Raw genomic sequence first — 23,879 nt, 5'->3', positions numbered from 1 at the left:
TCCCGGAGACGATCATGACCCAGGCCCTTTCCAGGCGGGCGGCCCTCGGCCTGCTCGCCGCCCCCGCGCTGCTGCGCGCGGCCCAGGCCCAGACCCAGGCGTCATGGGCGCCGGATCGCCCTGTGCGGATCATCGTGCCCTTCCCCGCAGGCGGTGGACTGGACCTTGTGGGCCGCGTGCTGGCGGAAACCATCGCCCCCGCCCTCGGGCAGCCCGTGGTGGTGGACAACCGCGCGGGCGCCGCCGGCGCGCTGGGGATCGAGCAGGTATTCCGCGCGGCGCCGGACGGCCACACGCTCGGCATCACCAGCTCCGGCAACATCACCATCGGCCCGCTGCTGCGGAAGACACCCTACACGCCGCTGACGATGACGCATGTCTCCCGCCTCACCACCAGCCCGCTGATGCTGGTGGCGCGGAAGGACCTGCCGGCGGCGGATATCGACGCCTTCATCGCCTGGGCGAAGGCGAAGCCGGCGGAGGTGCGCTTCGGCTCCGGCGGCATCGGCTCCTCCACGCATCTCTCGCTGGAGCTGATGAACATCCGCATGGGCGTGAAGACCCTGCACGTCCCGTATCGCGGCACAACGCCGCTGCTGACGGACCTCGCCTCCGGCAATGTCGATGTCGGCTTCAGCGACGCGGCGGGCTGGCCGATGGTGGAGCAGGGCACGCTGCGCCTGCTGGCCGTCTCCACCGCCGAGGCCTGGCCGCGCAGCCCATCCACCCCCGTGCTGGACGGCCGTCTCGGCGAGTTCCGCGTGAACAACTGGTATGGGCTGGTCGCCCCGCCGCACCTGCCCGCCCCCATCCTCGCGCGGCTGGAGGCTGAGACGGCGAAGGCCCTCGCCACCGCGAGGGTGCGGGATGCCTATGAGGCATCCGGCTTCACCGCCGCGCCCATGCCGCAGGCAGAGTTCCAGCGCTACCTGGAAGGCGAGGTGGCCCTGTGGAAGGGCGTGATCGAGACCGCGGGGATTGAGCGCGAGAGCTGAGGCGCCTCAGCCCAGTTCCACGAGGATGACGATCGCTGGCCCGTCCGCCGCCACCGCAGAACCCGGTTCCAGCATCGTGTCGCCCACCTCCAGCCGCGCATCGCCGATCCGCACCGCGCCGCCAGCGCAGAACAGCGCCAGGGCACCGGCGGGCGGCACCAATCCCTGCCCCGCGGCCAGGCCGCGCACTGCCACGCGCGGCTCGAACCGTCCGCGCCCGACGATAAGGTTGAAGGCGCGGGCTGCGCCCTCGCGCGGTTCGTAGTGGCAGGGCACGTCGCCGGGGAAGCCGGCCGGCACGAAGGGCAGGCAGGGCAGCGGCGGCCGATCCATGAAAGAAAGGGTGGCGCCCGGCCCGTCGATCAGCGTGAAGACCCGGTCCTGCGCGGGAAAATGCGAGAAGGCGGCCGCCGCGCCGAGATCGGCCACGGCGATCGTCCAGCCCTCGCCCGAGGCGATCTCGCGCGAGATGCCCAGGCCGTTCACCCAGGGGCGCGCCTCCAGGGTGGCGAAGCGGATGACGGGTGGGGCCATAGGGCGTCCTCTCAGGCGGTGGCGAAGGCCTGGGCACGGACCAGCCCGGCATAAAGGCCACCCGCCGCCAGCAACTCCGCGTGGGTACCGGATTCGGCCACGCGGCCCGCGTCCATCACCACGATCAGGTCCGCATCCCGCACGGTGGAGAGGCGGTGCGCAACCACCAGCGTGGTCCGGCCCGCGCGCAACCTCGCCAGCGCAACCTGGACCGCCGCCTCGCTGGTGGTGTCCAGCGCGCTCGTCGCCTCGTCCAGCAGCAGCACGCGCGGATTCCGCAGCAGCGCGCGGGCGAGGGAGATGCGCTGCCTCTGCCCGCCTGAGAGACGTGCACCGCCGGGGCCGAGCACCGTGCCGTATCCCTCCGGCAGCGCCGTGATGAAGTCGTGCGCGGCGGCCGCGCGGGCGGCCTCCTCCACCTCCGCCACCGTGGCGCCGGGGCGGCCGCAGGCGATGTTGGCCAGCGCCGTATCGTCGAACACCACCGCGTCCTGCCCGACATAGGCGATGGCGTCGCGCAGGCTCTCCAGCGACACCGCGCGCAGGTCGGCGCCGTCCATCGTCACGCGGCCGGCGGTGGGATCGTAGAGGCGCGGCACCAGGGCCAGCGCCGTGGACTTGCCCGCGCCGGAGGGGCCGACGAGCGCGATCGTCTGGCCCGGCTCGGCGACGAAGGTCACGCCATCCAGCGCCACCCGGCCGTCCTCATAGGCGAAGGCGACATCCTCGAAGCCCACGCGGCCATGGCCGGGCGGCAGAGCGGGTGCACCGGGGCGATCCTCGATCCGGCGCGGCGCGTCGATCACGGCGTTCACGCGGGAAAGCCCGGCCAGGCCCTCCTGCAGCGCCGCGTTCAGGCTGCCCAGCGCGCGCACGGGGCGGGATGCGATGAGAAGCGCGGCGACGAAGCCGGTGAACTCGCCCACCGTCCCCTCCCCCTGGGACACCCGCCAGCCGACGAGGGCGAGGATGGCGGCCACGGCCACGCCGCCGATCGCCTCCAGCATCGGGTCCAGGCTCGCGCGGGTGCGGGCGATGGAGAGAAGGCTGGCGCGCAGGTTGGCGAAGAGCCGCGCGGCCCGCGCCTCCTCCGCCGCTTCCAACCGGTAGGTGCGGACCACGCGGGCGGCGGCGAAGCTTTCGGTCAGGACCGCCGCGGCCTCCCCCAACCGCTCCTGCATGCCGCCGGAGGCGCGGCGGATGCGCTTGCCGAGTTTCAGGATCGGAACCACCGCCACGGGGTAGAGCAGCGCCGCGATCAGCGACATCTTCCAGTCCAGCCAGACCATGGAGGCGACGAGGCCCACCACCGTCAGCACGTCCGCTACCGCGTTGATCGCCTTCGTCAGCGCCTCCCGGATGGCGGCGGCATCGGCGGTGAAGCGGGCAGCGTGGCGGGCGGGGGCCTCGCGCGAGACGGCGGCGAAGTCGGCGCGGGTGAGCGCGCGGAAGAGGCGGTTCTGCAGCCCCTCGATCACCCGCAGCACGGTGGACTGGATGGAGACGGCCTGTCCGTACTGCGCCAGCGCCTTGGCGACGGTGAGGGCGACGATGGCGGGGGGAATGGCCCAGACGATCCGCTGGTCACCCACGGCGAAGAGGTCGAAGGCCTGCTGGATCACCACGGGGTAGAGGGCAGTGAGGCCGGCGACGAGGCCGGTGCAGAGCAGGGCGAGGAGGATCCGGCGGGGATGGTGCCGCACCTCCTCCCGCCAGAGGCGGAGGATCAGGGCGCGGCTCGCCTCGGGGTCGAGGCGCCGGGCTTTGGAAGTGGGGGCCATGGGCGGGCGGTTAGCGCAGGGGACCCGCCCATGGCCAGTGGACGCAGGGAAGCCGGGACGGGTGGAGGCCCCGCCCGGCCGCCCGGTCAGGCCTTGTTGCGGGCCGCGTCCACGCTCCAGGGGCCGGGGCCCGCGAAGACGAGGTAGAGGAAGACGAAGCAGTAGAGGATCGCCGCGTCGCCGCCGTTCAGCGTGGGGTAGAGGTTCCGGGGCGCGTGGAACATCCAGTAGGCATAGGCCATCTCGCCGGAGAGGATGAAGGCGACCGGCCGGGTGAAGGCGCCGAGCAGCAGCAGGATGCCGCCGCCGAGTTCCAGGATCGCGCCGACCCAGAAGAGGGACATGGCCGGCGGCAGGCCGTTGGCCGGCGGGGCGGGGAAGCCGAAAAGCTTCTGCGTGCCGTGCAGCAGGAAGATCAGCGCCGCGACGATCCGCAGCACGGAGAGTACGCGGGGCGCCCAGACGACGAGGGCAGGTGACATGGCGGGCCTCAGATTCGGGTTATGAACCATGGGTAACCCGGCCGATCACGTTTTCGGAAGCGTCTCCGTGTGAATGGCCTTCATCATTCCCGCCAATCGGTGCCGGCAGGCCGCGGAATCGGCCGTGCACCCGCCTTCCAGCCACCAGCGGCGCGTCTCGGCCAGCAACCGGCCCATCTCCGGGCCCGGCTTCATGCCCAGCGCCAGCGCGTCCCGCCCCTGGAGGGGGAAGACCGGCAGGGGCGATTCGGCCAGCCGGGCGCGGAAGCGGTCCCAGGCGGAATCCTCGGGCCCCTGCCAGCCCCAGGCCCGGTTCACGGCCTGCCGCAGCCAGGCGGCATCGGTCAGCCGGTCCCGCGGCTGCTCCGCCAGCAGGCGGCGCAGGGCGTCGTCGTCCGGCCCGCCCGTCGCGATGGCGGGCTGGATCGGCAGGATGTCGTGCCCGGCGCGGTAGCGGGCCACCAGTCGCGCCACCTCCTCCCCGCTGGCCTTCAGGCGCCGCGCGGCTTCGGCGGCGCCATGCGTCAGCAGGGCATCGAAGCGCAGCATCGGGTCCGGCGGGGCGCCGATGGCGGCCAGGGCCCGCAGCACCCCGGCGGCGCCGAGCGTGGCGGGGCCGAGCACGGCGGGCAGCACCCCCGTCTCCTCCATCAGCGCCACCGCCTCCGCCGGGTCGGGCGCGGCCAGCAGGCGCTTCAATTCCATCCAGATCCGCTCGACCGAGAGGCGGGAGAGGGAGGGCACGGCGCCCCGGATGGCCGCCACCGCCGCCGGGTCGGGCTCGCCGCGGCCGTAGCGGGCCTGGAAGCGGAAGTAGCGGAGGGCGCGGAGATGGTCCTCCGCCAGCCGCGTCGCGGGGTCGCCCACGAAGCGCACGCGCCCGGCCTCCAGGTCCGCGCGCCCGCCGAAATAATCCCAGAGCTCGCCCGCGGCGGAGAGCGACAGGGCGTTCATGGTGAAGTCCCGCCGCGCCGCGTCCTCCCGCCAGTCCGTGGTCCATTCCACCACGGCGTGCCGGCCATCCGTCACCACGTCCCGGCGCAGGCTCGTCACCTCCACGGGCTGGCTCTTCGGCTCCCTGGCCAGAACGGCCGTAACAGTGCCATGGGCAAGCCCCGTCTCATGAACCCGCAGCCCGGCGGCGGTCAGGCGGGCGGCGATCTCCTCCGGCGGGAAGGGCGCGGCCACGTCCACGTCCGCCACGGGGCGCCCGGCCAGGGCATCGCGCACGGCACCGCCCACGGCGCGGCTGCCGGGCAGGGCCGCCAGCACGGCGGCGGGGGCAGGTTCGGCCAGGATAGATGGCGGCGCGATCCGGGCGACGGGGGGATCGTCGGTCATGGCGCGCGCGCGGGCGGCACCGGGCGGGCGGGGCCGTCCGCCTCGATGCGCGGGGGAACGTAGAGGGTGGTGGGGCTTCTCCCCCGTGACAGCCCGTAGAAGATCGCGCCCCCAATCGCGACCACCAGCCCCGCCACGGCCAGGGCGATGACATGCGTCGCCACGGCCCGGCCGGGGTTAAAGCGGAGCCAGAGCGCGTAGAGGGCGAAGGGGGCGAGGAAGAGGATCGCCTCGGCAAGATAGGGCATCGCCGACCTATATGACGCCCGGTAGCGCCCGGTGGTAGGGCGGCGGCTAATTCGCCCGGGCGGCGCGATGGGCCTGCCACGCCGCCTCGTAGCGGGCGGGCAGTTCCTCGTAATCCACCTCCTCCCGGCAGGTCTGGATGCGCCAGACATGGCCGAAGGGATCGTGGAACCCCACCACACGGTCGCCCCAGTAGGTGTCCTCCGGCGCGCCATCCCGGGTTTGCGGCGTGGCCCCGGCGGCGAGGGCGCGGGCGAAGGTGGCGTCCACATCCTCCACGTAGAGCGTCAGCCCGACGGCGGAAGCGCCGGCCGAGAGGGGCGAGCGGGGCCAGTCCGGGCGCGGCGCCTCCCGCCAGCGCGGATTCTCCCGCGCCACGACGAGATGGACGTCACCCAGCCGCAGCTCCGCCCAGTGGGCGTGAGGCCCGGGCGGGTCGACCGGCAGTGGCGAGGCGTTGCGCCGGATCTCCTCGGCGCCGAGGACGTCGCGGTAGAAATCCGCCGCCGCGTCCACGTCCTTCACGATGAGCGTCACGCCCATCTGCCCGACGCGCAGCCCGTCCCGGATCGCCATGTCCATCCCCCTGCCCGCGACTCCGGGCGTCCTCGTGGCAGGGTCGCCGCAGTTGATGTTGCAGCGAAGGTCCAATTCATGCGCTCGCGCAGAAGCGAGGACTTGGGCCGGAGCGGCTCAGCCCCGCAGCGCCAGGGCCAGGCTGTGCAGCATGCTCGCGGTCGCGCCCCAGATGGTTTGGGTCTCGTGCGGCCACTGCCAGTAGTGGCGGGTGCGGCCGCCGAAGACGCCGCTGCGCCGCTCCGGCGAGGCCGGATCCAGCAGGCGGTCCAGCGGGTACTCGAAAATCTCCGCCACCTCGTCCGGGGACGGGGTCAGGGCCACGGGCGGGTCCAGGAGGGCCACGACAGGGATCACGTGGAAGCCGGTGCCCGTCACCAGGGCCGGCAGGCGGCCGACCAGGCGCGGCAGGCGGGGGTCCAGCCCCACCTCCTCCGCCGCCTCGCGCAGGGCCGCGGCCTCGGGCGTCTCGCCCGGCTCGATCCGGCCGCCGGGGAAGGCCACCTGCCCGGCATGGGAGGAGAGGGTCGCGGCGCGCTGGGTCAGCAGGATCGTCGGCGCCGCGTGCAGCAGGATCGGCACCAGCACGGCGGAGCGGCGGTGGCCCGCCGGCGGCTGCACGTCGCCCTCGGCCCGGGCCAGGCGGGCGGGATCAGCCAGCCGCGCCTCGATATCGGCCGGGGCGAGGCCGGGCGTAACAGGGCCGGGCCGAAGCGCCGGAAGGGCGTCCGTCACGCCACCTCGTCGTCCAGCTCTTCCAGGTCCTCGGGCAGATCCTCGGGGGTGGGGCTGTCGTCGATGATGAAGAAGACGCCCTGGCTCCACACGCCCATCACCTCGCGGCCATCCACCGTCTCCGGCTGGGCCAGCGCCACCAGCTCATAGAAGACGGGGCGGCTGATCCGGGCCTCCAGGCCCGGGCGGACGGTGATGTAGGGGCGGGGCTCCCGGGTGACGGGGTCGATCTCCACACGGATCGGGTGGTTCTCGTCGGCCGAGACCATCTCGTCCAGGTTGGTGCGGAAGGTCAGGCACTGGCGCGCAGGGGGCTTTCTCGCACCCGTTTCGCAGGCACCCTCGCCGCAGCAATGGCCCCAGGTCAGCTCCACGGCCACGAAGGGGGCGTCCTCCACCTCGATCCGGCCGCGCTCGGCGGGGGTCTCCAGCCAGTAGCTGCCATCCGCCTCCCGCTTCAGCACGGTGGCGAAGAGGCAGACCAGCTCCTTCCGGCCGATCGGACTGCCCTGGTAGTACCAGGTGCCGTCCCTGGCGATCCGCATGCGGAAGTCGCCGCAGATCGTCCTGGGCGATCGGGCTATCGGGGGCATCTCTGCTTTCCGGCCTTGCGTAACGTCATGCATCCCCAGCGCCATGTGACTTCCTCCGCGCCATCGAAGGGCCCTACCCTCCCTATCCACCGTCCCGCCTCCATCTTCAGGAGGGGCGGGGGTCGGGCGTTACCGTCCAGCCATATGAGAAGGGGCCATGCATGGTTGAAGTGCCCGGCGTCACGGAAGTGACAGGTGATGCCGAAAGGCTGCTACGGGAGGCCGAGGCCCTCTCCGCCCGCCTCGCCCGGGTGCGGGCCGCGGTGGGCCAGGTGATCCTGGGGCAGGAGGAGGTGGTGGAGCAGGCGCTCGTCACCCTCCTGGCCGGCGGGCACATGCTGCTGGTGGGCGTGCCGGGCCTGGGCAAGACGAAGCTGGTGGAGACGCTGGGCACGGTGATGGGGCTCGACGCCCGCCGGGTGCAGTTCACGCCGGACCTCATGCCCTCCGATATCCTGGGTTCGGAAGTGCTGGAGGAGGCCGAGGGCGGGCGTCGGGCCTTCCGCTTCCTGCGCGGCCCCGTCTTCTGCCAGTTGCTGATGGCGGACGAGATCAACCGCGCCTCCCCCCGCACCCAGTCCGCGCTGCTGCAGGCGATGCAGGAGCGCCGGGTGGCCGTGGGCGGCGAGGTGCTGGACCTGCCCGCCCCCTTCCATGTCCTGGCCACCCAGAACCCGATCGAGCAGGAGGGCACCTACCCCCTGCCCGAGGCCCAGTTGGACCGGTTCCTGCTGGAGATCGAGATCGGCTACCCGGACGAGGCGGCGGAGCGCGCCATGCTGCTGGCCACCACCGGCGCCACCGAGGCCCGGCCGGAGGCGGCGCTGACGGCGGCGGAGCTGATGGCCGCGCAATCCCTGATCCGCCGCCTGCCGGTGGGGGAAGCGGTGCTGAACGCCATCCTCCGCCTGGTCCGCGGCGCCCGGCCCGATACCGCCACGCTTCCTGCCGTGCGGGAGCACCTGTCCTGGGGCCCCGGCCCCCGCGCCGCGCAGGCGCTGATGCTGGCCACCCGCGCCCGCGCCGTGCTGGACGGGCGCCTTTCCCCGAGCGTGGAGGACGTGCTCGCCCTGGCCGAGCCGATCCTGCGGCACCGCATGGCGCTCGGCTTCGCGGCGCGTGCGGATGGCGTCCGTCTCTCCGAGGTGATCGGTGCGCTGAAGGCCGATCTTGGCTGAAGGTGGCCCGCTCTCCCTTCGCGCAGAGGCCGCCGCCGCCCGGCTGCCGCCCCTGGTCGTGGCCGCGGAGCGCGTGGCCGCCACGGTGATGCAGGGCGTCCATGGCCGGCGCCGCTCCGGCCAGGGCGACAGCTTTTGGCAGTTCCGCCCCTATCTGCCCGGCGACGACGCCGCGCGGGTTGACTGGCGGCAGAGCGCCAAGTCGGACCGCCTCTACCTGCGGGAAACGGAATGGGAATCCGCCCAGACCGTGGCGCTCTGGCGGGATGCCGGGCCGGGGATGGACTGGTCCGGCCATCCCTCGCGCGCCACCAAGCGGGCGCGGGCCGACCTTCTACTGCTGGCCCTCTCCTCCCTGCTGCTGCGGGGCGGGGAGCGGGTGCGGCTGTTGGGCGGCGGGCGCGGTCTTTCAGGCCGGGGCGCCCTGCCGGCGCTGGCAATGCGGCTGGAGGGACAATCCGGCCCGCCCGCCGACACCGCCCTGCCCCGGCACGCCCGCGGGGTGCTGTTCGGCGACTTCCTCACCCCCCTGCCGGAGATCCGCGCCGCCCTGGCGCCGCTCGCCTCCGCCGGGCTGCGCGCCACGCTGGTGGTGCTGACCGATCCCGCGGAGGAGACCCTGCCCTATGGCGGCCGGGTGCGGTTCGAGCCGTTGGACGGCACGGATGCCGCCCTGGTGCCACGGGTGGAGGGCATTCGCGGACTGTATGAGGAGCGGCTGGCGGCGCACCGGGCCGGGCTTTCCGCGCTGGCCGGGTCGCTGGGCTTTCGCATGTTGTCGCACCGCACCGACCATCCGCCGGAAGCTGCGCTGATGGCGCTCTGGCAGGCCCTGGCCCCGCAGGGGGCGCGATGACCCGGCTGCGGACTGCGGACACGATGCACGAAAGGCGTTCATGACCGGCGCCCTCTCCTTCGCCGCGCCCTGGCTGCTGGTGGCGCTGGCCGTTCTGCCCGCCCTCTGGTGGCTGCTCCGCGTCACGCCGCCCACGCCGCGCACCCAGTCCTTCCCGCCCGCCCGCCTGCTGCGCGACCTGCCGGCGGTGGAGGAGACGCCCGCGCGGACGCCCTGGTGGCTGCTGCTGCTGCGGCTGCTGGCGGCGGCGCTGATCATCCTCGGGCTCGCGCGCCCCGTCTGGAACGCGGCGCAGGGCGATGCGGTGGAACAGCCGCTGCTGATCGTGGTGGATGACGGCTGGGCTTCCGCCGCCGACTGGCCTGACCGCATGGCCGCAGCGGGCGCGGCGCTGGACGCCGCCGCCCGCGCCACCCGGCGCGTGGCGATCCTTCCCACCAGCCCCACCGTCACAGGCGAGCCGCCCCGCCCCACGGGGTGGATGCCGGCGGAGGAGGCGCGCGCCCGGCTGGCGGCGCTGCGGCCCCATCCCTGGGCCCCGGACCGCCCGGCGGCGCTGGAGGCGCTGCGGAACTGGCGTGATGGGGGGCGCAACGGGGGATCCCCCAGCCTCTATGTCAGCGATGGCCTGGCCCATGGCGGGGATGACGGCGCGGCGCTGATGGCGGCGCTGGCCGATGCCGGCCCGTTGCAGGTGGCGCGCGGGGCGCCCGGCACGGCGCGCGTGCTGCTGCCGCCGCGGGCGGAGGCGGATCGGCTCGTGCTCGGCCTGCGCCGCGCGCCGGGTGGCCCGGCGGGGGAGGCGGCGGTGCTGGCGATGACGCCGGATGGCCGCACCCTCGGCCGCGCCACCCTGCCGCTCGCCGCCGGCGCCACGGAGGCGGAAGGATCGCTGGAACTGCCGGTGGAGATCCGCAACAGCGTGACGCAGCTGGCCTTGGAAGGTACCTCCGAGGGCGCGCCGCCCGGCGCTGCCGGCGTGGTGCTGCTGGACGAGCGCTTCCGCCGCCGCCCCGTGGGCCTGCTGGCCGCGCAGGAGGAGTCGGCCGACACGCCCCTGACCGGCTCGCTCTACTACCTGGACCGCGCCCTTTCCCCCTTCGCGGAAGTGCGGCGCGGCACGCTGGACGTGCTGCTCTCCCGCCGCCTGGCGGTGCTCGTCCTGGCGGACCGGCCACTGGCCGAGGGCGCGGAGACGGAGGCGGTGACGCGCTTCGTGGAAGGCGGCGGGCTGCTGCTGCGCTTCGCCGGGCCGCGGCTTGCCGAGAAGGGCGACGCCCTGCTGCCGGTGCCGCTGCGCGCGGGAGAGCGGGCGCTGGGAAGCGCGCTCTCCTGGGAGCGGCCGCAGACGCTGGCGCCTTTCGCGGAGGGCAGTCCCTTCGCCGGGCTCACGCCGCCCGCCGAGGTGACGGTCAGCACCCAGGTCCTGGCCGAGCCCGTTCCCCGTCTGGCGGAGCGCAGCTGGGCGCGGCTGTCCGACGGCACGCCGCTGGTGACCTTCGAGAACCGGGGACAGGGGCGGATCGTGCTCTTCCATGTCACCGCCAATGCGGACTGGTCCAACCTGCCCCTCTCGGGGCTCTACATCGACATGCTCCGTCGGATCGTCGCCCTCTCCTCCGGCGTCGCGGGCAGCGAAGGCGAGGCGCCGCTGGCGCCAGTGGAGACGCTGGACGGCTTCGGCCGCCTCGGCGCCCCGCCGCCCGTCGCGGGACCGATCGGCGCGGCGCGGCTGGACTCCACCACGCCCGGCCCGCGCCACCCGCCGGGCTGGTACGGCACATCAGGCGAGGGCGGGGAGCGGCGGGCGCTGAACCTCTCCGCCCGCCTTCCCGCCCCTGCCCCGGCCGCCGCCCCGCCCTCCGGCGCGCGGGAGACGCGGATCGGCGGCGTGCCGGCGGAGCGCGACCTCGGCCCTTGGCTGCTGGCGGCGGCGCTGGTGCTGCTGGCGGCGGACCTGCTGCTGTCGCTACAGAGCCGTGGGCTGGGTCTGCGCGCCCGCGCGGCCCTGCTGGCGCTGGCGATCCTGGTGCCAGGTTTGGCGCAGGCGCAGGGGGCACCGGAAGGGTCGGCGGCGCTGGCCACGCGGCTGGCCTATGTCGTCACGGGCGACACCGCGACGGACGAGGTATCCCGCCAGGGCCTTGCCGGGCTGTCCGAGTACGTGAACCGGCGCACCGCCGCGAACCTTGCCGAGCCCGTCGCGCTGCGTCCGGGGGTGGACGACCTCTCGCTCTATCCTCTCCTGCTCTGGGTGGTGCTGCCGGATGCGGCGGCGCCGGACGCGCGGGCGGTGGACGCGCTGAACGCCTTCATGCGGAACGGCGGCATCATTCTCTTCGACACGCGCAACGAGGGTTCGGGCGAGGGCGTCTCGCTCGGCGCGGACGCGGCGCTGCGGCGGCTGACCTCGCGCCTGCAGGTGCCGCCCCTGGCGCCCCTGCCGGACGATCACGTGCTGAAGCGCGCCTTCTATCTGCTGCCGGAGCTGCCCGGGCGCTACGCCGGCGGGCCGGTCTGGATCGCGCGGGACACGGACCGCGCGAATGACAGCGTCTCCCCCGTCATCATCGGGGGTCATGACTGGGCCTCGGCCTGGGCCGTGGATGCGCGGGGGAGCAATCCCTACGCCGTCATCCCCGGCGGGGCGCGGCAGCGCACGCTGGCCTACCGCTTCGGCGTCAACCTCGTGATCTACGCGCTGACCGGCAACTACAAGGGCGACCAAGTGCACGTGCCCGCCATCCTGGAGAGGCTGGGGAACTGATGGTCCGCTCCCTCTCCTCCATCGATTTCGCGCCGGTCCTTCCGGCCTGGCTCGTCGTCGCGCTCGCCGTGCTGGCAGTGCTGGCGCTGGCACCCGCGCTGTGGCGGCGGGCGCGCGGGGCCGGGTGGCGGGCGCTGGCCTTCCTACTGATCCTCGGCGCCATCGCCAATCCGCGGCTGGTGCAGCAGACGCGGGAGGTACGGCCCGACATCGCGCTGCTGGCCGTGGACAACAGCGCCTCCACCACCGTTGCCGGGCGGGACGCCGCGATCGCCGCCGCGCGCGCGGGGATCGAGGCCCGTGCCGGGCGCCTGCCCGACCTGGAGATCCGCACCGTCGTCGCGGAGGAGGGCGGCAACCAGGGCACGCGCCTTTTCGCCGCGATCGAGCGTGGGCTGGCCGATATCCCCCGCGCGCGGCTGGCGGGGATCATCGCCCTCAGCGACGGGCAGGTGCACGACGTGCCGCCGAACTTCCCCGCCGACGCGCCGCTGCACCTGCTGCTTCCGGGACGCGCGGGCGAGGTGGATCGCCGCCTGCGCGTGATCGAGGCGCCGGGCTTCGGCATCGTCGGCCGCGGCGTGGAGATGCGCGTGGTGGTGGAGGACCTGGGCGTGCCCGCCTCCGACACGCCCGTGCGCCTGTCCATCCGGCGCGACGGCGGTGCGCCGCGGACGGAGAGCGTGGTGCCCGGCCGCGAGCACCGCATCGCCCTTCCGATCGAGCGCGGCGGGCCGAGCGTGATCGAGATCACGGCCGAGGAGCGGCCGGGCGAGGTCTCCACGCTGAACAACAGCGCGATCGTCACGGTCAACGGCGTGCGGGACCGGCTGCGCGTGCTGCTGGTCTCCGGCGAACCGCACGCGGGCGAACGCACCTGGCGGCGGCTGTTGAAGGCCGATCCGAACGTCGATCTCGTCCACTTCACCATCCTGCGCCCGCCGGAGAAGGACGACCTGACGCCGCTGAACGAGCTGGCGCTGATCGCCTTTCCCGTGCGCGAGCTGTTCCAGCAGAAGCTGCGCGAGTTCGACCTCATCGTCTTCGACCGCTTCTCCAACCGCGGCATCCTGCCGCCGCAATACCTGCGGAACATCGCCGACCATGTGCGCCTGGGAGGCGCGCTGTTGATGTCCGTGGGGCCGGAGTTCACCGGGCCGGCCTCGCTGGCCAACACGCCGCTGGGGCAGGTGCTCCCCGCACGCCCCCTGCCCGGTGGCGCGGCGCTGCTGGAGACCCCCTTCCGCGCGCAGGTGAGCGAGACGGGGCTGCGCCACCCGGTGACGGAGGGGCTGACGGGCGCCAACGCCAACGCCGCCGCACAGGCGAGCTGGGGCCGCTGGTACCGGATGCTGCGCGCGGAGCCGCGCAGCGGCGCCAACATCATGAACGGGCCGGACGGCAATCCCCTGCTGCTGATGGACCGCGTGGGCGAGGGCCGCGTGGCGCTGCTGCTCTCGGACCAGATCTGGCTCTGGTCGCGCGGGCATGATGGCGGCGGGCCGCAGGCGGAGCTGCTGCGCCGCATCGCCCACTGGCTGATGCGCGAGCCGGAGCTGGAGGAGGAGGACCTGACGGCCGCCATCGTCCAGGGGCGGATGACCGTCACGCGCCGCAGCCTCTCCGACGCGCCGCCGCCGGAGATCACGGTCACCGCACCGGACGGCACCACCAGCCGCCACGCGCCGGACCGGCGCGAGGGCGGGCGCGCGGTGGTGGAAGTGCCGGCGACCTCGCCCGGCGTCTGGTCCGCGACCGACGGCACACGCACCGCCTTCGCCGCCGCCGAGGCCGCCAACCCGCCGGAGGTGGCGGACCTGCGCGCCGATCCCGGGCGGATGGGGAACGTGGTGAACGCCAGCGGCGGCGCGGCACGCTGGATCGGCGACGGATCGACCCTGCCGGATATCCGCCGCGTCGCCATGGGGCGCGATGCGAGCGGCCCCGGCTGGATCGGGCTGGTGCGGCGGGAGGATCACACGGTGACGGGCATCTCCGCCCTGCCGCTGCTGCCGCCCCCGCTGGCGCTGCTGCTGGTGCTGGGGGTGGCCGTGGTGGCGTGGAGGCGGGAGGGGCGGTAGGCTTCCGGCCGAGGAACGGCCGGGGAAGATCGAATGGGATTGCGTGACCTGCTGAGGCAGCGCCTCTCGCTGCCGGTGATCGGTTCCCCGCTCTTCATCATCTCTGTGCCGGATCTCGTCGTCGCGCAATGCACCAGCGGCGTCGTGGGCAGCATGCCCTCGCTGAACGCGCGGCCCGCCGAGCAACTGGACGATTGGCTGGCGGAGATCCGGGAGCGGCTGGACGCGCATGACGCCGCCCATCCGGATCGCCCATCAGCGCCCTTCGCGATCAACCTGATCGTCCACCGCTCCAACGACCGGCTGGACCACGACCTCGCCCTCCTCGCTAAGCACCGTGTGCCGATCGTCATCACCTCCCTCGGCGCGCGACCGGACGTGAACGAGGCGGTGCACGCCTATGGCGGCTACGTGCTGCACGATGTCATCAACCAGACCTTCGCGCGCAAGGCGGTGGAGAAGGGCGCGGACGGGTTGGTGCTGGTGGCGGCCGGTGCCGGCGGCCATGCCGGTAGCATCTCTCCCTTCGCGCTGGTGCAAGAAACCCGGGCCTGGTTCGACGGCGCCATCGCCCTCTCCGGCGCCATCGCCACCGGCCGCGCCATCCTGGCGGCGCAGGTGATGGGGGCGGACGTCGCCTATATCGGCAGCGCCTTCATCGCGACGGAGGAGGCGCGCGCGGCCGAGGCCTACAAGGCGATGATCGTGGAGGGGGCTGCGGGCGACATCGTCTACAGTGACCTCTTCACGGGCGTGCACGGCAACTACCTGCGCCCTTCCATCAGCAAGGCCGGGCTGGACCCGGACAACCTGCCGCGGCCGGACCCATCCTCGGTGAACTTCTCCACCAGCCGCAACAAGCCGTGGAAGGACATCTGGGGATCGGGCCAGGGGATCGGTGCCGTGAGGGCGGTGCAGCCGACGGCGGAGTTGGTCGCCCGGCTGCGCGCCGAGTACGAGGCGGCGAAGGAAGCGGTGCGGGCGTTCTGACCGCTCGGCGGCGGGCATGGCGCGCTTGCTCATGGCAGGCACGGATCGTGCTAAATGTTGCGTGAATGGCCGGCTCTCCCCGGCCGCCGAAGGAGCTTCCCCATGGTGCTGCGCCGCCTTTTCCTCCACCTCGGGGCCTGCGCCGCGCTCGCCTGGACGGGGCCCGCCGCCGCTGAGACCACGCTGCGGATCGCCCTGAGCCTGCCGGCCTCCAGCCTCGATCCCGTGCAGTCCACGGCGGCCACCGTCCGCAACCACGGCTTCTTCGTCTACGACCAGCTTTTCGGCCTCGGCAGCAAGGGCGTTCCCCGGCCGCAGATGGTGCGGGACTGGACCGTCTCGGACGACCGGATGAACTGGCGGTTCACCCTGCGCGACGGCCTGGCCTTCCATGACGGGCAGCCCGTACGCGCGGTGGACGCCGTGGCCTCCATCAAGCGCTGGGCGCAGCGCGACGTGGTGGGCCGGGCGCTGGCGGCGGCGGCGAGCGCGATCGAGGTCGTGGACGACAAGACTTTCGAGATCCGCCTCGCCCGCCCATTCGGACTGGTGCTGGAGGCCCTGGCGCGCCCGACGGGCAGCGCGCTGTTCATCATGCCCGAGCGCATCGCCCAGACCCCGCCCAGCACGGCGATCACGGAGGCCATCGGCTCCGGCCCCTTCATCTTCCAGGCGAATGAGTGGCGGGCGGGCGACCGTGCCGTCTATCGCCGCAACCCGAACTACCGCGCGCGGGAGGAGGCGCCGGACGGGCTGGCCGGCAGCAAGGCCGTCTTCGTGGACCGCGTGGAATGGGTAACGATGCCCGACGCCACGGTGGCGGTGAACGCGCTCGGCAACGGCGAGCTGGACTTCGTGGAGCAGCCCCCGCCCGACCTGATCCCGACGCTGGAGCGCAACCGGGCCGTGAAGGTGGCGCCGGTGAACCCGGTGGGCAGCATGGCCTGGCTGCGGCTGAACCACGCGCAACCACCCTTCAACGATCCCCGCGCGCGACAGGCGCTGCTTTATGCGCTGAACCAGCGCGACGTGCTGGAGGGAATGGGCATCCGCCCTGCCGAGCAGGTGCCCTACTGTCCCTCCTACTTCATGTGCGGCACGCCGCTGGAGACCGCTGCCGGCGCGCGCGGGTTGCAGCAGCCCGACTTGCAGCGCGCCCGCGCCCTGCTGAAGGAGGCGGGCTATGACGGCCGGCCCGTGGTCTTCCTGAACGCCACCGACAACGGCCTGAACAACGCCTCCACCCTGGTGATGGCCGACGCCTTCAAGAGCATCGGGCTGAACATAGACGTGCAGGCGATGGACTGGGGCACGCTCACCGCCCGCCGCAACCGGCGGGAGCCGCCGGCGCAGGGCGGCTGGAACATGTTCATCACCATCGCCAACGCGCTGGATTCGGCGGACCCGCTCTCCAACCTCTACCTCGCCAGCACCTGCGACGCGGCGCCGGCCGGCTGGCCGTGTGACGAGGAGCTGGAGCGCCTGCGCGCCGCCTGGGCGGCGGAGGGCGACCCGGAGAAGCGCCGCGCGCTGCTGGATGGCGTCCATGCCCGCGCCTACGAGGTGCTGCCCTACATCAACGGCGGCCAGTTCCGCGCCAACGCCGCCTGGCGCAGCAACGTCACGGGCATCCGGCCGACGACGGTGCCAGTCTTCTGGGGCGTGCGGAAGGAGTAGGGGGCGCCCCCCCCTACCCTCCCGTCACGCGCGCGGTCGCGCCGGACACGACGCCCATCCGGAGTTCCCCGGCGGCAACCCGCCGGGCGGTCTCCGCGCCGCGGGCCTGGGTCTCGATCGCGCGTCGGGCCTCGGCTTCCGCCTCGCCCGGCGGCAGGACGAGGACGCCGCTGTTGTCGCAGATCACGGCATCGCCCGGCATCACCACCGCGCCGCCGATGCTGACCGGCACGTTCATCGCCCCGCCCATGTCGAAGATCTGCGTGGTGACCGGGGCGAGGCCGCGGCACCACACCGGGAAGCCGGCCTCCTCGATCTCCTCCAGGTCGGTGCAGGGTCCGTCCACCACGGCGGCCACGGCACCCGCCGCCTGGGCCGCCACGGCGAGTCCACCGCCGATGCAGGCGTGGCGCCTGTCGCCCAGCCGGTCCACCACCAGCACGTCGCCGGGGCGCAGATGGTCCAGCGCGTGGGCGAGCATGGTGCCGTCATTGGCGGGCAGCATCACCGTAAAGGCGGTACCCGCCACGCGCCTGCGCGGCAGCAACGGCGCAACGCGGCGGTCCACGAAGCCCCAGTGGCGCCAGTGCCCGATGGTCGCCGTCTCCGCCTTTTCCAGCAGCGCGACCACGGCCGGGTCGAGGGAGGGCGGAGGGGCGCCGGTGACGTAGCGGGCCATGGCGGGGCTACTCCACCCCGCACCAGTCGGCGATGAAGGCGGCCATGGAGAGCGTGGTCTTCTTCAGCAGCTCCAGGTTGGTCCGCTCGTCGAAGCCGTGGTTCCCCTCGCCGCCCGGGCCGTAGCAGAGGGCGGGGGTGGCGTAGTAGCGGCCGTAGTAGCGCGTGTCGTTCACGGCGGTGGAGAGGCGCTCCTCCATGTCGGCGCCGAAGACCTGCCCGTGGGCGGCGGCCAGCACGCGCTCCGCTTCGCTGCCCTCCTCCAGCACGTAGCCGTCGGCGACGAAGCCGTGCCAGGTGATCTCCGGCGGGTTGTTCGCCAGGAAGGTGTCGCCCTCCCGCGCCGCCTCCACCGCGCGCTCGATCCCCTTCTGCACATCCGCCACCTCCATGGAGGGCGTGAGGCCGATGCGGCAGTCCACCTCGCACCAGGAGGGGGTGGAGGAGGCCCAGTCGCCGCCGCGGATGATGCCGGGGTTGAACTTGATGGGGTTCTTCACCCCGCCGAAGGAGGGATCGGCCTTCGCCTTCTCGTTCAGCTCCACCGTGAACTTCTGCAGCGCCTGGATCAGGTGCATGGCGGAGAGGATGGCGTTGGTGCCGCTGTCGGCCACCGCCACATGTACGGGCACGCCGCGCACGCGCAGGCGGAACCAGATGGTGCCGGTATGCGCGCGGGTGATGGTGCCCGAGGTCGGTTCCGGGATGAGGCAGGCATCGGCGCGGTAGCCGCGCAGCAGGGTGGAGAGGGCGCCGTTCCCCGTGCTCTCCTCTTCCGTCACGGTCTGCACGTGGATGTCGCCTTTCGGCGTCAGCCCCGCTTCCTTCAGCGCGTCCATGGCGAAGACCATGGCGGCGACGCCTGCCTTCATGTCGTTCGCGCCGCGGCCATAGAGCCAGCCGTCCCGCACCACGCCGCCATAGGGCGGGTGCGTCCACATGGAGGTCGGACCTTCCGGCACCACGTCGATATGGCCCTGCAGGATCAGGCTGCGCCCGCCCGCCTCCTTCGCGCGCTTCGTCGCCACCACCTGCACGGAACCTGCGGGGTCCACATCCACCATCGGCGCGGCCTTCTCGTGGCTCTCCAGCGGCACGTCGGCGAGGGTGTAGCGGTCCACGGAATAGCCCCGGCCCGCCATCTGCCGCGCGAACCAGTCCTGCAACGGCGCCTCCCGCCCGCGCAGGCTGGGGAAGCGGACCAGCTCGGAGAGGAAGGCCGTCTCGGCCTCGAAGTTCTTCTCCACGGCGGCGCGCAGGCGGTCGAGGATGGCGGGATCGGGCAAGGCGGGCGTCCTTTTCGCGGTGCGGCGCGAATGGTTGCGCCGGGACCGGGCGGGACGGAAGGGGGCGCGGCGCCGGAAAGCCGGTCCAGCATCCGGATCGCCGCAATTGCGAATGAGTTGCGGATTGGCTATTCCCGCCCCGCCCATCCGGACGGAGCCCGCCATGGACCTCGCCTGCCCCCCGACGCGCCTGGCCCGGCGCCGGCTGCTCCTCGCCTCGGCGGGGGCCGCCACGCTGTCCCTGCCGGCCTTCGCCCAGCCCGGCACGGGCCGGCAGCCCATCACCGTCGTCGTGCCCTTCACCCCCGGCGCGCCGCCGGACATCGTGGCGCGGGTCGTGTCGGAAGGCCTTCAGAAGCGGCTCGGCCAGCCCGTGGTGGTGGACAACCGGCCGGGCGCCAGCGGCAACATCGGCGCCGGCCTCGTCGCCCGCGCCGCGCCGGACGGGCACACGTTGATGGTCCATACCACCACGCTGGTGATGAATGCCGGGCTCTACGCGAGCCTTCCCTACGACCCGCTCGCCTCCTTCGCCCCCGTCGCCATGCTGACGGAGGTGGACTACGCCCTGGTCCTGCACCCCTCCGGCGGGGCGGACCTCGCGGAGTTCGTCGCCCGCGCGAAAGCCCGGCCGGAGGCGCTGAACTACGCCTCCCCCGGCATCGGCACGCCGCACCACCTGCTGATGGAGCTGTTCCAACGCCAGGCCGGGCTGCGGCTGCTGCACGTGCCCTATCGCGGCACGGCGGGCGCCGTGACGGGGGTGACGGCAGGCGAGGTGCAGGCGATGTTCATGCCCGTCAGCGGCGCGGCGGAGCTGACCCGCGGCAGCGTGCTCCGTGCCGTGGCCGTCACGGCCCCGGCCCGCCTCGCCCTTCTGCCCGATTCCCCCACCCTGGCCGAGGGCGGGGTGGAAGGCGTGACGGTGCGGGACTGGTTCGGCCTTCTTGCCCCCGCGCGGGTGGCCCCCACGGTGCTGGCGGGCCTCAACGAGGCGGCGAATGCCGTGCTCGCCTCCCCGGAGGCGGCGCAGGCGCTGGCATCGCAGGGCTACAATGTCGCGGGTGGCACGGCGGAGGCCTTCGGGCGGCGCATGGCGGCCGACATGGAGCGCTGGGGCAGCCTCGTGCGGGAGGCCGGGATCACCGCGGAAGGGCCGGCCCCGGCGCGCTGAGCGGGGGCCGAACCGTGAACACCGCCCTTCCAGAACCGCACCGGACATCCCAGATGCAGGGCATGAGACGCGCCCTTGCCCTTCTTCCGATGCTGGCCCTCACCGCCTGCGCAACCAGGCCCACCCTGGATGAGCGGCTTGCTACCTTCGTCGGCCGCTCCGAGCTGGAACTGGTCTCGGCACTCGGCGTGCCGACGCGGCACTACGAGACGGGCGGAGAGAAGTTCCTGCAATACGACGAGCAGCGCACCGTCGCCCTGCCCGGCGGCTTCGCGGGCGGACCCTTCATCGGGTCCGTCGGGCGCGGCTTCTACGGCGGGGGTTTCTACGGGGGCGGCTTCGTCGGCACGACCTACGCCCCCGTGCAGTGCGACGTGACCTTTGCGCTGCGGGAAGGTCGCGTCTCCGGCTACAGCTTCCGCGGCCAGGGCTGCGCCTGACGGCCGTTCCACCGCCGCGGGATTGGCCCCGCCGGGCGCGGGGGACTATAGGAGAGACCATGCGCCGCCTCCCCCTCCTCCTCGTTCTGGCCGGCCCAATGCTGGCCTCGCCCGCCTTCGCCCAGATGGGCGGACCGGGCGGCGGCATGATCGGCCGCAATGCGCCGATGCCGTCGGGCCAGGGCAGCGCCGCCCGCCCGCCGCCGCCCGCCCTGCCGGGCCTGGCCAACCGCCGGGCCGTGGACCCCATTCCCGCGGAGACGCCGAGCGCCAGCCTCTCCCCCAACGACGCGCTGTTCGACTCGGTGAACCGCGGCGACCTGGGGGCGGCGAAGGAGGCCATGGCGCGCGGCGCCGACCTCAACGCCCGGAACCAGCTCGGCCTGACGCCGGTGGACGCGGCGGTGGACCAGGGGCGGACCGAGATCGCCTTCTATCTCCTCTCCGCCCGCGGCAGCGCCGGCAGCGGCCCGACCTTCGCGCCCGGCGAGCCGGCGCCGGCGCCGGCCCCCGCCGCAAATGCGCGCCGCGGCCGGGCCGGGCGGGAGGCACAGGCCGCCGCCCGCGCCCCCAGCCCCGCCGCGGATGAGCCCGAGCCCGATGCCCCCGCGCGCCCATCCGGCCTTCTGAGCGACCCGCCGCGCGGCGGCCGGACGGCCCCGGCCGTGGCGACCGCGCCGCTGCGCGCGCGGCTCTTCGCCGGGGACGGCGGCAGCCCGCGGCCGGAGATCGGCTTCCTTGGCTTCGATGCCGGCCGACCCGCCGGGGCCGAGCCGCTGCAGCAGCCCGCTGAGCGTCCGGCCGCCCGACGCGGCCGCCGGGCCTGAGGAAGGCCCCGGGCCGGCCGCGCCCGCCGGCCGGGATTGCCCTCGCGCTTCTCCGGTGAGCTCCTCCATGGCAGCGCTACCCGAACCTCCGCTGCCCGGCTCCCCTGCGGGGAAGGGCGCGCTCGTGCTTTTCTCCGCCGGCGGGGCCCTCCTTGCGCTGCCGCGGGAGGCGGTGCGGGCCCTACTTCCCCTGCCGAACCTGGATTCGCCTCCGGGGCTGCCGGCGCCGCTTGCAGGCTTCCTGAACCTCGGCGGGTCGGCGGTGCCCGTGGTCGCCCTCACCGTCCTGCTCGGCCTGCCGGCCGGGCCGTTGCATCCCTATCGCCACCTTATCCTGCTGGAGACCGCGGTCACCGGCCCGGCGGGGCCCGTGGCCCTGCTGGTGGACCGGGCGGCGGACGTGCTGCCGGCCGGGCTGCCGCTGCGCCCTACGGAGGAGGACACCTCCCTCGGCGGGGTCGTGGCGGGCGCGGTGGAGCTTCCCGCGGCCTCCGGGGGCGGCACGGCCCATCTCCTCGCCCCGGATAGGCTGCTGATGGCGGAGGAGGCGGCGATCCTGGGCGCGCTGACCGGGCAGGCGCAGGCCCGTCTGGCGCGGTGGACCGCGACGGCCGAGGAGTCCTGATCGCCGCATGAGCGACGCGCCCCGGCCGGACGAGGCCTTCGCGCCCCTCAAGCGCCTGATCATCGCCCGCACTGGCCACGCCTATTACGAGGACAAGGACGCCGCCCTCTGGGAACGGGTGCGGGCCCGGATCCGCGCCACCGGCGCCGGCGACTCCGCGGGCTACGCCGCCCTGCTGCGCGACCCGGCGGAGGGCGAGGCGGAGTGGGCCGCCCTGGAATCTGCCATCACCATCGGCGAGACCTTTTTCTTCCGAGACGCCCGCCAGTTCGCGGCGCTGCGGGACAGCATCCTGCCCGGTCTCATCGCGCGGCGGACGGAGGCGCGGCGCCTGCGGATCTGGTCCGCCGGCTGCTCCACGGGGGCGGAGCCCTATTCCCTTGCGATCCTCCTCCGCCGGCTGCTGGGGGCGGAGCACAGGGCCTGGAGCATCTCCATCCTTGGGACGGATATCAGCGAGGCGGCGCTGGTCGCCGCCCGCGCCGCCCGCTTCTCCCCCTGGGCGCTGCGCGGGATGCAGGCGGCGGAGCGGCAGCGCGATTTCCTTCCCGTGGATGGCGGCCGGGCCTGGCAGCTCCGCCCGGAAAACCGCGGCACGGTGCGCTTCGAGCGGCAGAACCTGCTAGGGCTGCTGGACGGCACGCTGCCCCTGGGCATGACGGATTTCGACCTGATCCTCTGCCGCAACGTGCTGATCTATTTCGATCGCGCCGGGGTGCCGGAGATGGTGCGGGCCCTGGCCGGTCGCCTGGTGCCGGATGGCTGGCTGCTGCTGGGCCATGCAGAGCCCGACCCGGCCTACGGCGCCTTCCTGGAGGCAGCGACCCTCTCCGGCGCCACGGCCTGGCGCCCCCTCCGGGGCACACCGCCGGACCGTCCCTCCCCCATCCCCGAGGCAATGGAGCCGGCGGTGCCGGACCCGCAGCCCTGGCAGCCCCTCCTGCCGCCGCCGCATCCCCTGCCGGTCCTGCCGGCCGCGCCCGCCGGCCCCAGCGCCCCTGCGGCCAGCGACCTCCCCGCGGTCATCGGGCGGGCCAGGGCGGAGGCGGATTCGGGCGCGCTGGACGATGCCCGGACCACGCTGCGCGCGGGACTGGAGGCCCACCCCACCGCGGCGCCGCTGCATTACCTGGATGCCCTCGTTGCCCGCGGCCTGGGAGAGCCGGGAGAAGCGGAGGCGGCGCTTCGGCGCGCCCTCTACCTCGACAAGGGCTTCGTGGCGGCGCACTACCAACTGGGCCTGCTGCTGCTGGACCGGGGGGCCGAAGCGGCGGGGCGTCGCAGCGTGGCGAATGCGGCGCGGCTGGCCCGCGCCCTGCCCGGCGACACCGTGCTGGAGGAAGGGGACGGGATGACGGCGGAAACCCTGCTCGCCCTCGCGCGGCACCACCTGGAACCGAGGCCAGGGGGGGTGGGCTGATGGTGCTGCGCTTCCTGCCCGACCCGACGATCCTCGGCGCCATCGGCGAGGCGCGCACGGCGCGGCTGCTGGAGGAGCGCGCCGAGGCCCTGGCCCGGCGCGGCGCCCCGGAGCCGCCCCGGGGCGCGCCCGTGCTGCTGATCGCCGTTGGGGCGGAGAACTTCGGACTTCCCCTTTCCCGGGTGGCGGAGGTGCTGCCGGCGGAGCCGCCCTGCCCGCTGCCCGGCGCCCCGGCCGCCATGCTGGGGCTGCGCGCCCGTGCCGGGCGCCTCTACGCCGTGCTCGACCTTGCCGCGCTGACGGGCGCCGTGCCGGACGCCCCTTCCCCCGGCGATGCACCGGAAGGCGGCGGGCACGACGTGCTGCTGCGGCCCGGCCCCGGGGGACGGCGCCTGGCGCTGCGCGTCGCCCGCGCCCTCTCCGCCGCCGAGCCCCAGCCCCTGCCGCCGGAGCGCGCCCCCGCCAGCCCGGGCGGCGCGGTGGCCTTCCACGCGCTGCTGCCGGAAACCGGCGCCGTCCTCGCGGTGCTCGACCTCGACCGTCTCCTGCGGTCCTATGCCGCGCCTTCCACACCTCCAGACGCACACGGAGCCTGAC

23 protein-coding genes are annotated in these 23,879 nt (G+C 74.0%); 13 read left to right on the top strand and 10 right to left on the bottom strand.

The window, feature by feature from the left end:
* Window positions 1-14: 14 nt before the first annotated feature.
* Entirely contained in the window at window positions 15-995 is a 981-nt protein-coding gene (locus J5Y10_RS01020) for a Bug family tripartite tricarboxylate transporter substrate binding protein (protein WP_209369819.1), read from the top strand.
* 6 nt (window positions 996-1,001) lie between these two features.
* On the opposite strand, the gene J5Y10_RS01015 is transcribed toward J5Y10_RS01020, so the two are convergent.
* The 8 genes from J5Y10_RS01015 to J5Y10_RS00980 form a co-directional block, all read right to left on the bottom strand.
* Window positions 1,002-1,529 (bottom strand): HutD/Ves family protein, encoded by a 528-nt coding sequence (locus J5Y10_RS01015; protein ID WP_209369818.1) that lies wholly within the window; start codon window positions 1,527-1,529, stop codon window positions 1,002-1,004.
* Window positions 1,530-1,540: 11 nt separating this feature from the next.
* A complete protein-coding gene (locus tag J5Y10_RS01010) occupies window positions 1,541-3,310 on the bottom strand; it encodes an ABC transporter ATP-binding protein (protein ID WP_209369817.1) in 1,770 nt (589 codons plus the stop codon).
* A gap of 86 nt (window positions 3,311-3,396) precedes the next feature.
* Window positions 3,397-3,792 carry a DoxX family protein gene (locus J5Y10_RS01005; protein ID WP_209369816.1) on the bottom strand — a complete coding sequence of 132 codons (396 nt, stop codon included), beginning with the start codon at window positions 3,790-3,792 and terminating at the stop codon, window positions 3,397-3,399.
* Window positions 3,793-3,837: 45 nt separating this feature from the next.
* On the bottom strand, window positions 3,838-5,133 hold the full coding sequence (locus tag J5Y10_RS01000) for a CCA tRNA nucleotidyltransferase (RefSeq protein WP_209369815.1): 1,296 nt from the start codon (window positions 5,131-5,133) through the stop codon (window positions 3,838-3,840).
* Entirely contained in the window at window positions 5,130-5,381 is a 252-nt protein-coding gene (locus tag J5Y10_RS00995) for a hypothetical protein (protein WP_209369814.1), read from the bottom strand. The genes J5Y10_RS01000 and J5Y10_RS00995 overlap by 4 nt, the downstream gene beginning before the upstream one ends.
* 46 nt (window positions 5,382-5,427) lie before the next feature.
* Complete coding sequence (locus J5Y10_RS00990; protein WP_209369813.1) at window positions 5,428-5,955, bottom strand: VOC family protein; 528 nt, start codon at window positions 5,953-5,955, stop codon at window positions 5,428-5,430.
* Window positions 5,956-6,072: 117 nt separating this feature from the next.
* A complete protein-coding gene (locus tag J5Y10_RS00985; protein WP_209369812.1) occupies window positions 6,073-6,690 on the bottom strand; it encodes a CoA pyrophosphatase in 618 nt (205 codons plus the stop codon).
* Window positions 6,687-7,283: a DUF1285 domain-containing protein gene (locus tag J5Y10_RS00980; RefSeq protein WP_245214174.1), complete on the bottom strand. Its 597-nt coding sequence runs from the start codon at window positions 7,281-7,283 to the stop codon at window positions 6,687-6,689. The genes J5Y10_RS00985 and J5Y10_RS00980 overlap by 4 nt, the downstream gene beginning before the upstream one ends.
* Window positions 7,284-7,444: 161 nt before the next feature.
* Between J5Y10_RS00980 and J5Y10_RS00975 the strand changes: the two genes are divergently transcribed.
* The 6 genes from J5Y10_RS00975 (at window position 7,445) to J5Y10_RS00950 (ending at window position 16,832) form a co-directional block, all read left to right on the top strand.
* The gene (locus J5Y10_RS00975; protein ID WP_209369811.1) at window positions 7,445-8,461 is read left to right on the top strand and encodes an AAA family ATPase; all 1,017 of its coding nucleotides are present in this window, start codon (window positions 7,445-7,447) and stop codon (window positions 8,459-8,461) included.
* Window positions 8,454-9,317, top strand: a complete 864-nt coding sequence (locus tag J5Y10_RS00970) for a DUF58 domain-containing protein (protein WP_245214173.1) — start codon at window positions 8,454-8,456, stop codon at window positions 9,315-9,317. The genes J5Y10_RS00975 and J5Y10_RS00970 overlap by 8 nt, the downstream gene beginning before the upstream one ends.
* 40 nt (window positions 9,318-9,357) lie before the next feature.
* Window positions 9,358-12,084 (top strand): DUF4159 domain-containing protein, encoded by a 2,727-nt coding sequence (locus J5Y10_RS00965; protein WP_209369810.1) that lies wholly within the window; start codon window positions 9,358-9,360, stop codon window positions 12,082-12,084.
* Window positions 12,084-14,165, top strand: coding sequence for a hypothetical protein (locus J5Y10_RS00960; protein ID WP_209369809.1), 2,082 nt, complete (start codon window positions 12,084-12,086; stop codon window positions 14,163-14,165). Before J5Y10_RS00965 ends, J5Y10_RS00960 begins: the two co-directional genes overlap by 1 nt.
* A gap of 33 nt (window positions 14,166-14,198) precedes the next feature.
* The gene (locus J5Y10_RS00955; RefSeq protein ID WP_209369808.1) at window positions 14,199-15,155 is read left to right on the top strand and encodes an NAD(P)H-dependent flavin oxidoreductase; all 957 of its coding nucleotides are present in this window, start codon (window positions 14,199-14,201) and stop codon (window positions 15,153-15,155) included.
* 102 nt (window positions 15,156-15,257) lie between these two features.
* Window positions 15,258-16,832, top strand: coding sequence for an ABC transporter substrate-binding protein (locus J5Y10_RS00950; protein WP_209369807.1), 1,575 nt, complete (start codon window positions 15,258-15,260; stop codon window positions 16,830-16,832).
* A 13-nt stretch (window positions 16,833-16,845) separates the two neighbouring features.
* Here the strand turns inward: J5Y10_RS00950 and J5Y10_RS00945 are convergent, their stop codons facing one another.
* Complete coding sequence (locus J5Y10_RS00945) at window positions 16,846-17,511, bottom strand: RraA family protein (RefSeq protein ID WP_209369806.1); 666 nt, start codon at window positions 17,509-17,511, stop codon at window positions 16,846-16,848.
* A 7-nt stretch (window positions 17,512-17,518) separates the two neighbouring features.
* A complete protein-coding gene (locus J5Y10_RS00940) occupies window positions 17,519-18,796 on the bottom strand; it encodes an ArgE/DapE family deacylase (protein WP_209369805.1) in 1,278 nt (425 codons plus the stop codon).
* A gap of 163 nt (window positions 18,797-18,959) precedes the next feature.
* On the opposite strand from J5Y10_RS00940, the gene J5Y10_RS00935 reads away from it, so the two are divergent.
* The 6 genes from J5Y10_RS00935 to J5Y10_RS00910 all read left to right on the top strand — a co-directional run bounded on the left by J5Y10_RS00935 (window position 18,960) and on the right by J5Y10_RS00910 (window position 23,878).
* A complete protein-coding gene (locus J5Y10_RS00935; protein WP_209369804.1) occupies window positions 18,960-19,970 on the top strand; it encodes a Bug family tripartite tricarboxylate transporter substrate binding protein in 1,011 nt (336 codons plus the stop codon).
* A gap of 62 nt (window positions 19,971-20,032) precedes the next feature.
* Window positions 20,033-20,410 (top strand): hypothetical protein, encoded by a 378-nt coding sequence (locus J5Y10_RS00930; RefSeq protein WP_209369803.1) that lies wholly within the window; start codon window positions 20,033-20,035, stop codon window positions 20,408-20,410.
* Between the two features lie 59 nt (window positions 20,411-20,469).
* The gene (locus tag J5Y10_RS00925; protein WP_209369802.1) at window positions 20,470-21,237 is read left to right on the top strand and encodes an ankyrin repeat domain-containing protein; all 768 of its coding nucleotides are present in this window, start codon (window positions 20,470-20,472) and stop codon (window positions 21,235-21,237) included.
* A 67-nt stretch (window positions 21,238-21,304) separates the two neighbouring features.
* Window positions 21,305-21,862 carry a chemotaxis protein CheW gene (locus J5Y10_RS00920; protein ID WP_209369801.1) on the top strand — a complete coding sequence of 186 codons (558 nt, stop codon included), beginning with the start codon at window positions 21,305-21,307 and terminating at the stop codon, window positions 21,860-21,862.
* Window positions 21,863-21,869: 7 nt separating this feature from the next.
* Window positions 21,870-23,282: a CheR family methyltransferase gene (locus tag J5Y10_RS00915; protein ID WP_209369800.1), complete on the top strand. Its 1,413-nt coding sequence runs from the start codon at window positions 21,870-21,872 to the stop codon at window positions 23,280-23,282.
* Window positions 23,282-23,878, top strand: a complete 597-nt coding sequence (locus tag J5Y10_RS00910) for a chemotaxis protein CheW (protein WP_209369799.1) — start codon at window positions 23,282-23,284, stop codon at window positions 23,876-23,878. Before J5Y10_RS00915 ends, J5Y10_RS00910 begins: the two co-directional genes overlap by 1 nt.
* Window position 23,879 lies beyond the last annotated feature (1 nt).

Source organism: Roseomonas indoligenes, from assembly GCF_017813365.1.
GTDB lineage: Bacteria > Pseudomonadota > Alphaproteobacteria > Acetobacterales > Acetobacteraceae > Roseomonas > Roseomonas indoligenes.
Note: the sequence above shows the minus strand (reverse complement) of the source record. Positions and strands in the feature narration are given on the sequence as shown.

Coding starts and splice junctions, on each gene's coding strand:
- J5Y10_RS01020 (WP_209369819.1), top strand. CDS start 15: ATGACCCAGGCCCTTTCCAGGCGGGCGGCCCTCGGCCTGCTCGCCGCC.
- J5Y10_RS01015 (WP_209369818.1), bottom strand. CDS start 1,529: ATGGCCCCACCCGTCATCCGCTTCGCCACCCTGGAGGCGCGCCCCTGG.
- J5Y10_RS01010 (WP_209369817.1), bottom strand. CDS start 3,310: ATGGCCCCCACTTCCAAAGCCCGGCGCCTCGACCCCGAGGCGAGCCGC.
- J5Y10_RS01005 (WP_209369816.1), bottom strand. CDS start 3,792: ATGTCACCTGCCCTCGTCGTCTGGGCGCCCCGCGTACTCTCCGTGCTG.
- J5Y10_RS01000 (WP_209369815.1), bottom strand. CDS start 5,133: ATGACCGACGATCCCCCCGTCGCCCGGATCGCGCCGCCATCTATCCTG.
- J5Y10_RS00995 (WP_209369814.1), bottom strand. CDS start 5,381: ATGCCCTATCTTGCCGAGGCGATCCTCTTCCTCGCCCCCTTCGCCCTC.
- J5Y10_RS00990 (WP_209369813.1), bottom strand. CDS start 5,955: ATGGCGATCCGGGACGGGCTGCGCGTCGGGCAGATGGGCGTGACGCTC.
- J5Y10_RS00980 (WP_245214174.1), bottom strand. CDS start 7,283: ATGCCCCCGATAGCCCGATCGCCCAGGACGATCTGCGGCGACTTCCGC.
- J5Y10_RS00975 (WP_209369811.1), top strand. CDS start 7,445: ATGGTTGAAGTGCCCGGCGTCACGGAAGTGACAGGTGATGCCGAAAGG.
- J5Y10_RS00965 (WP_209369810.1), top strand. CDS start 9,358: ATGACCGGCGCCCTCTCCTTCGCCGCGCCCTGGCTGCTGGTGGCGCTG.
- J5Y10_RS00960 (WP_209369809.1), top strand. CDS start 12,084: ATGGTCCGCTCCCTCTCCTCCATCGATTTCGCGCCGGTCCTTCCGGCC.
- J5Y10_RS00955 (WP_209369808.1), top strand. CDS start 14,199: ATGGGATTGCGTGACCTGCTGAGGCAGCGCCTCTCGCTGCCGGTGATC.
- J5Y10_RS00950 (WP_209369807.1), top strand. CDS start 15,258: ATGGTGCTGCGCCGCCTTTTCCTCCACCTCGGGGCCTGCGCCGCGCTC.
- J5Y10_RS00945 (WP_209369806.1), bottom strand. CDS start 17,511: ATGGCCCGCTACGTCACCGGCGCCCCTCCGCCCTCCCTCGACCCGGCC.
- J5Y10_RS00935 (WP_209369804.1), top strand. CDS start 18,960: ATGGACCTCGCCTGCCCCCCGACGCGCCTGGCCCGGCGCCGGCTGCTC.
- J5Y10_RS00930 (WP_209369803.1), top strand. CDS start 20,033: ATGAGACGCGCCCTTGCCCTTCTTCCGATGCTGGCCCTCACCGCCTGC.
- J5Y10_RS00925 (WP_209369802.1), top strand. CDS start 20,470: ATGCGCCGCCTCCCCCTCCTCCTCGTTCTGGCCGGCCCAATGCTGGCC.
- J5Y10_RS00920 (WP_209369801.1), top strand. CDS start 21,305: ATGGCAGCGCTACCCGAACCTCCGCTGCCCGGCTCCCCTGCGGGGAAG.
- J5Y10_RS00915 (WP_209369800.1), top strand. CDS start 21,870: ATGAGCGACGCGCCCCGGCCGGACGAGGCCTTCGCGCCCCTCAAGCGC.
- J5Y10_RS00910 (WP_209369799.1), top strand. CDS start 23,282: ATGGTGCTGCGCTTCCTGCCCGACCCGACGATCCTCGGCGCCATCGGC.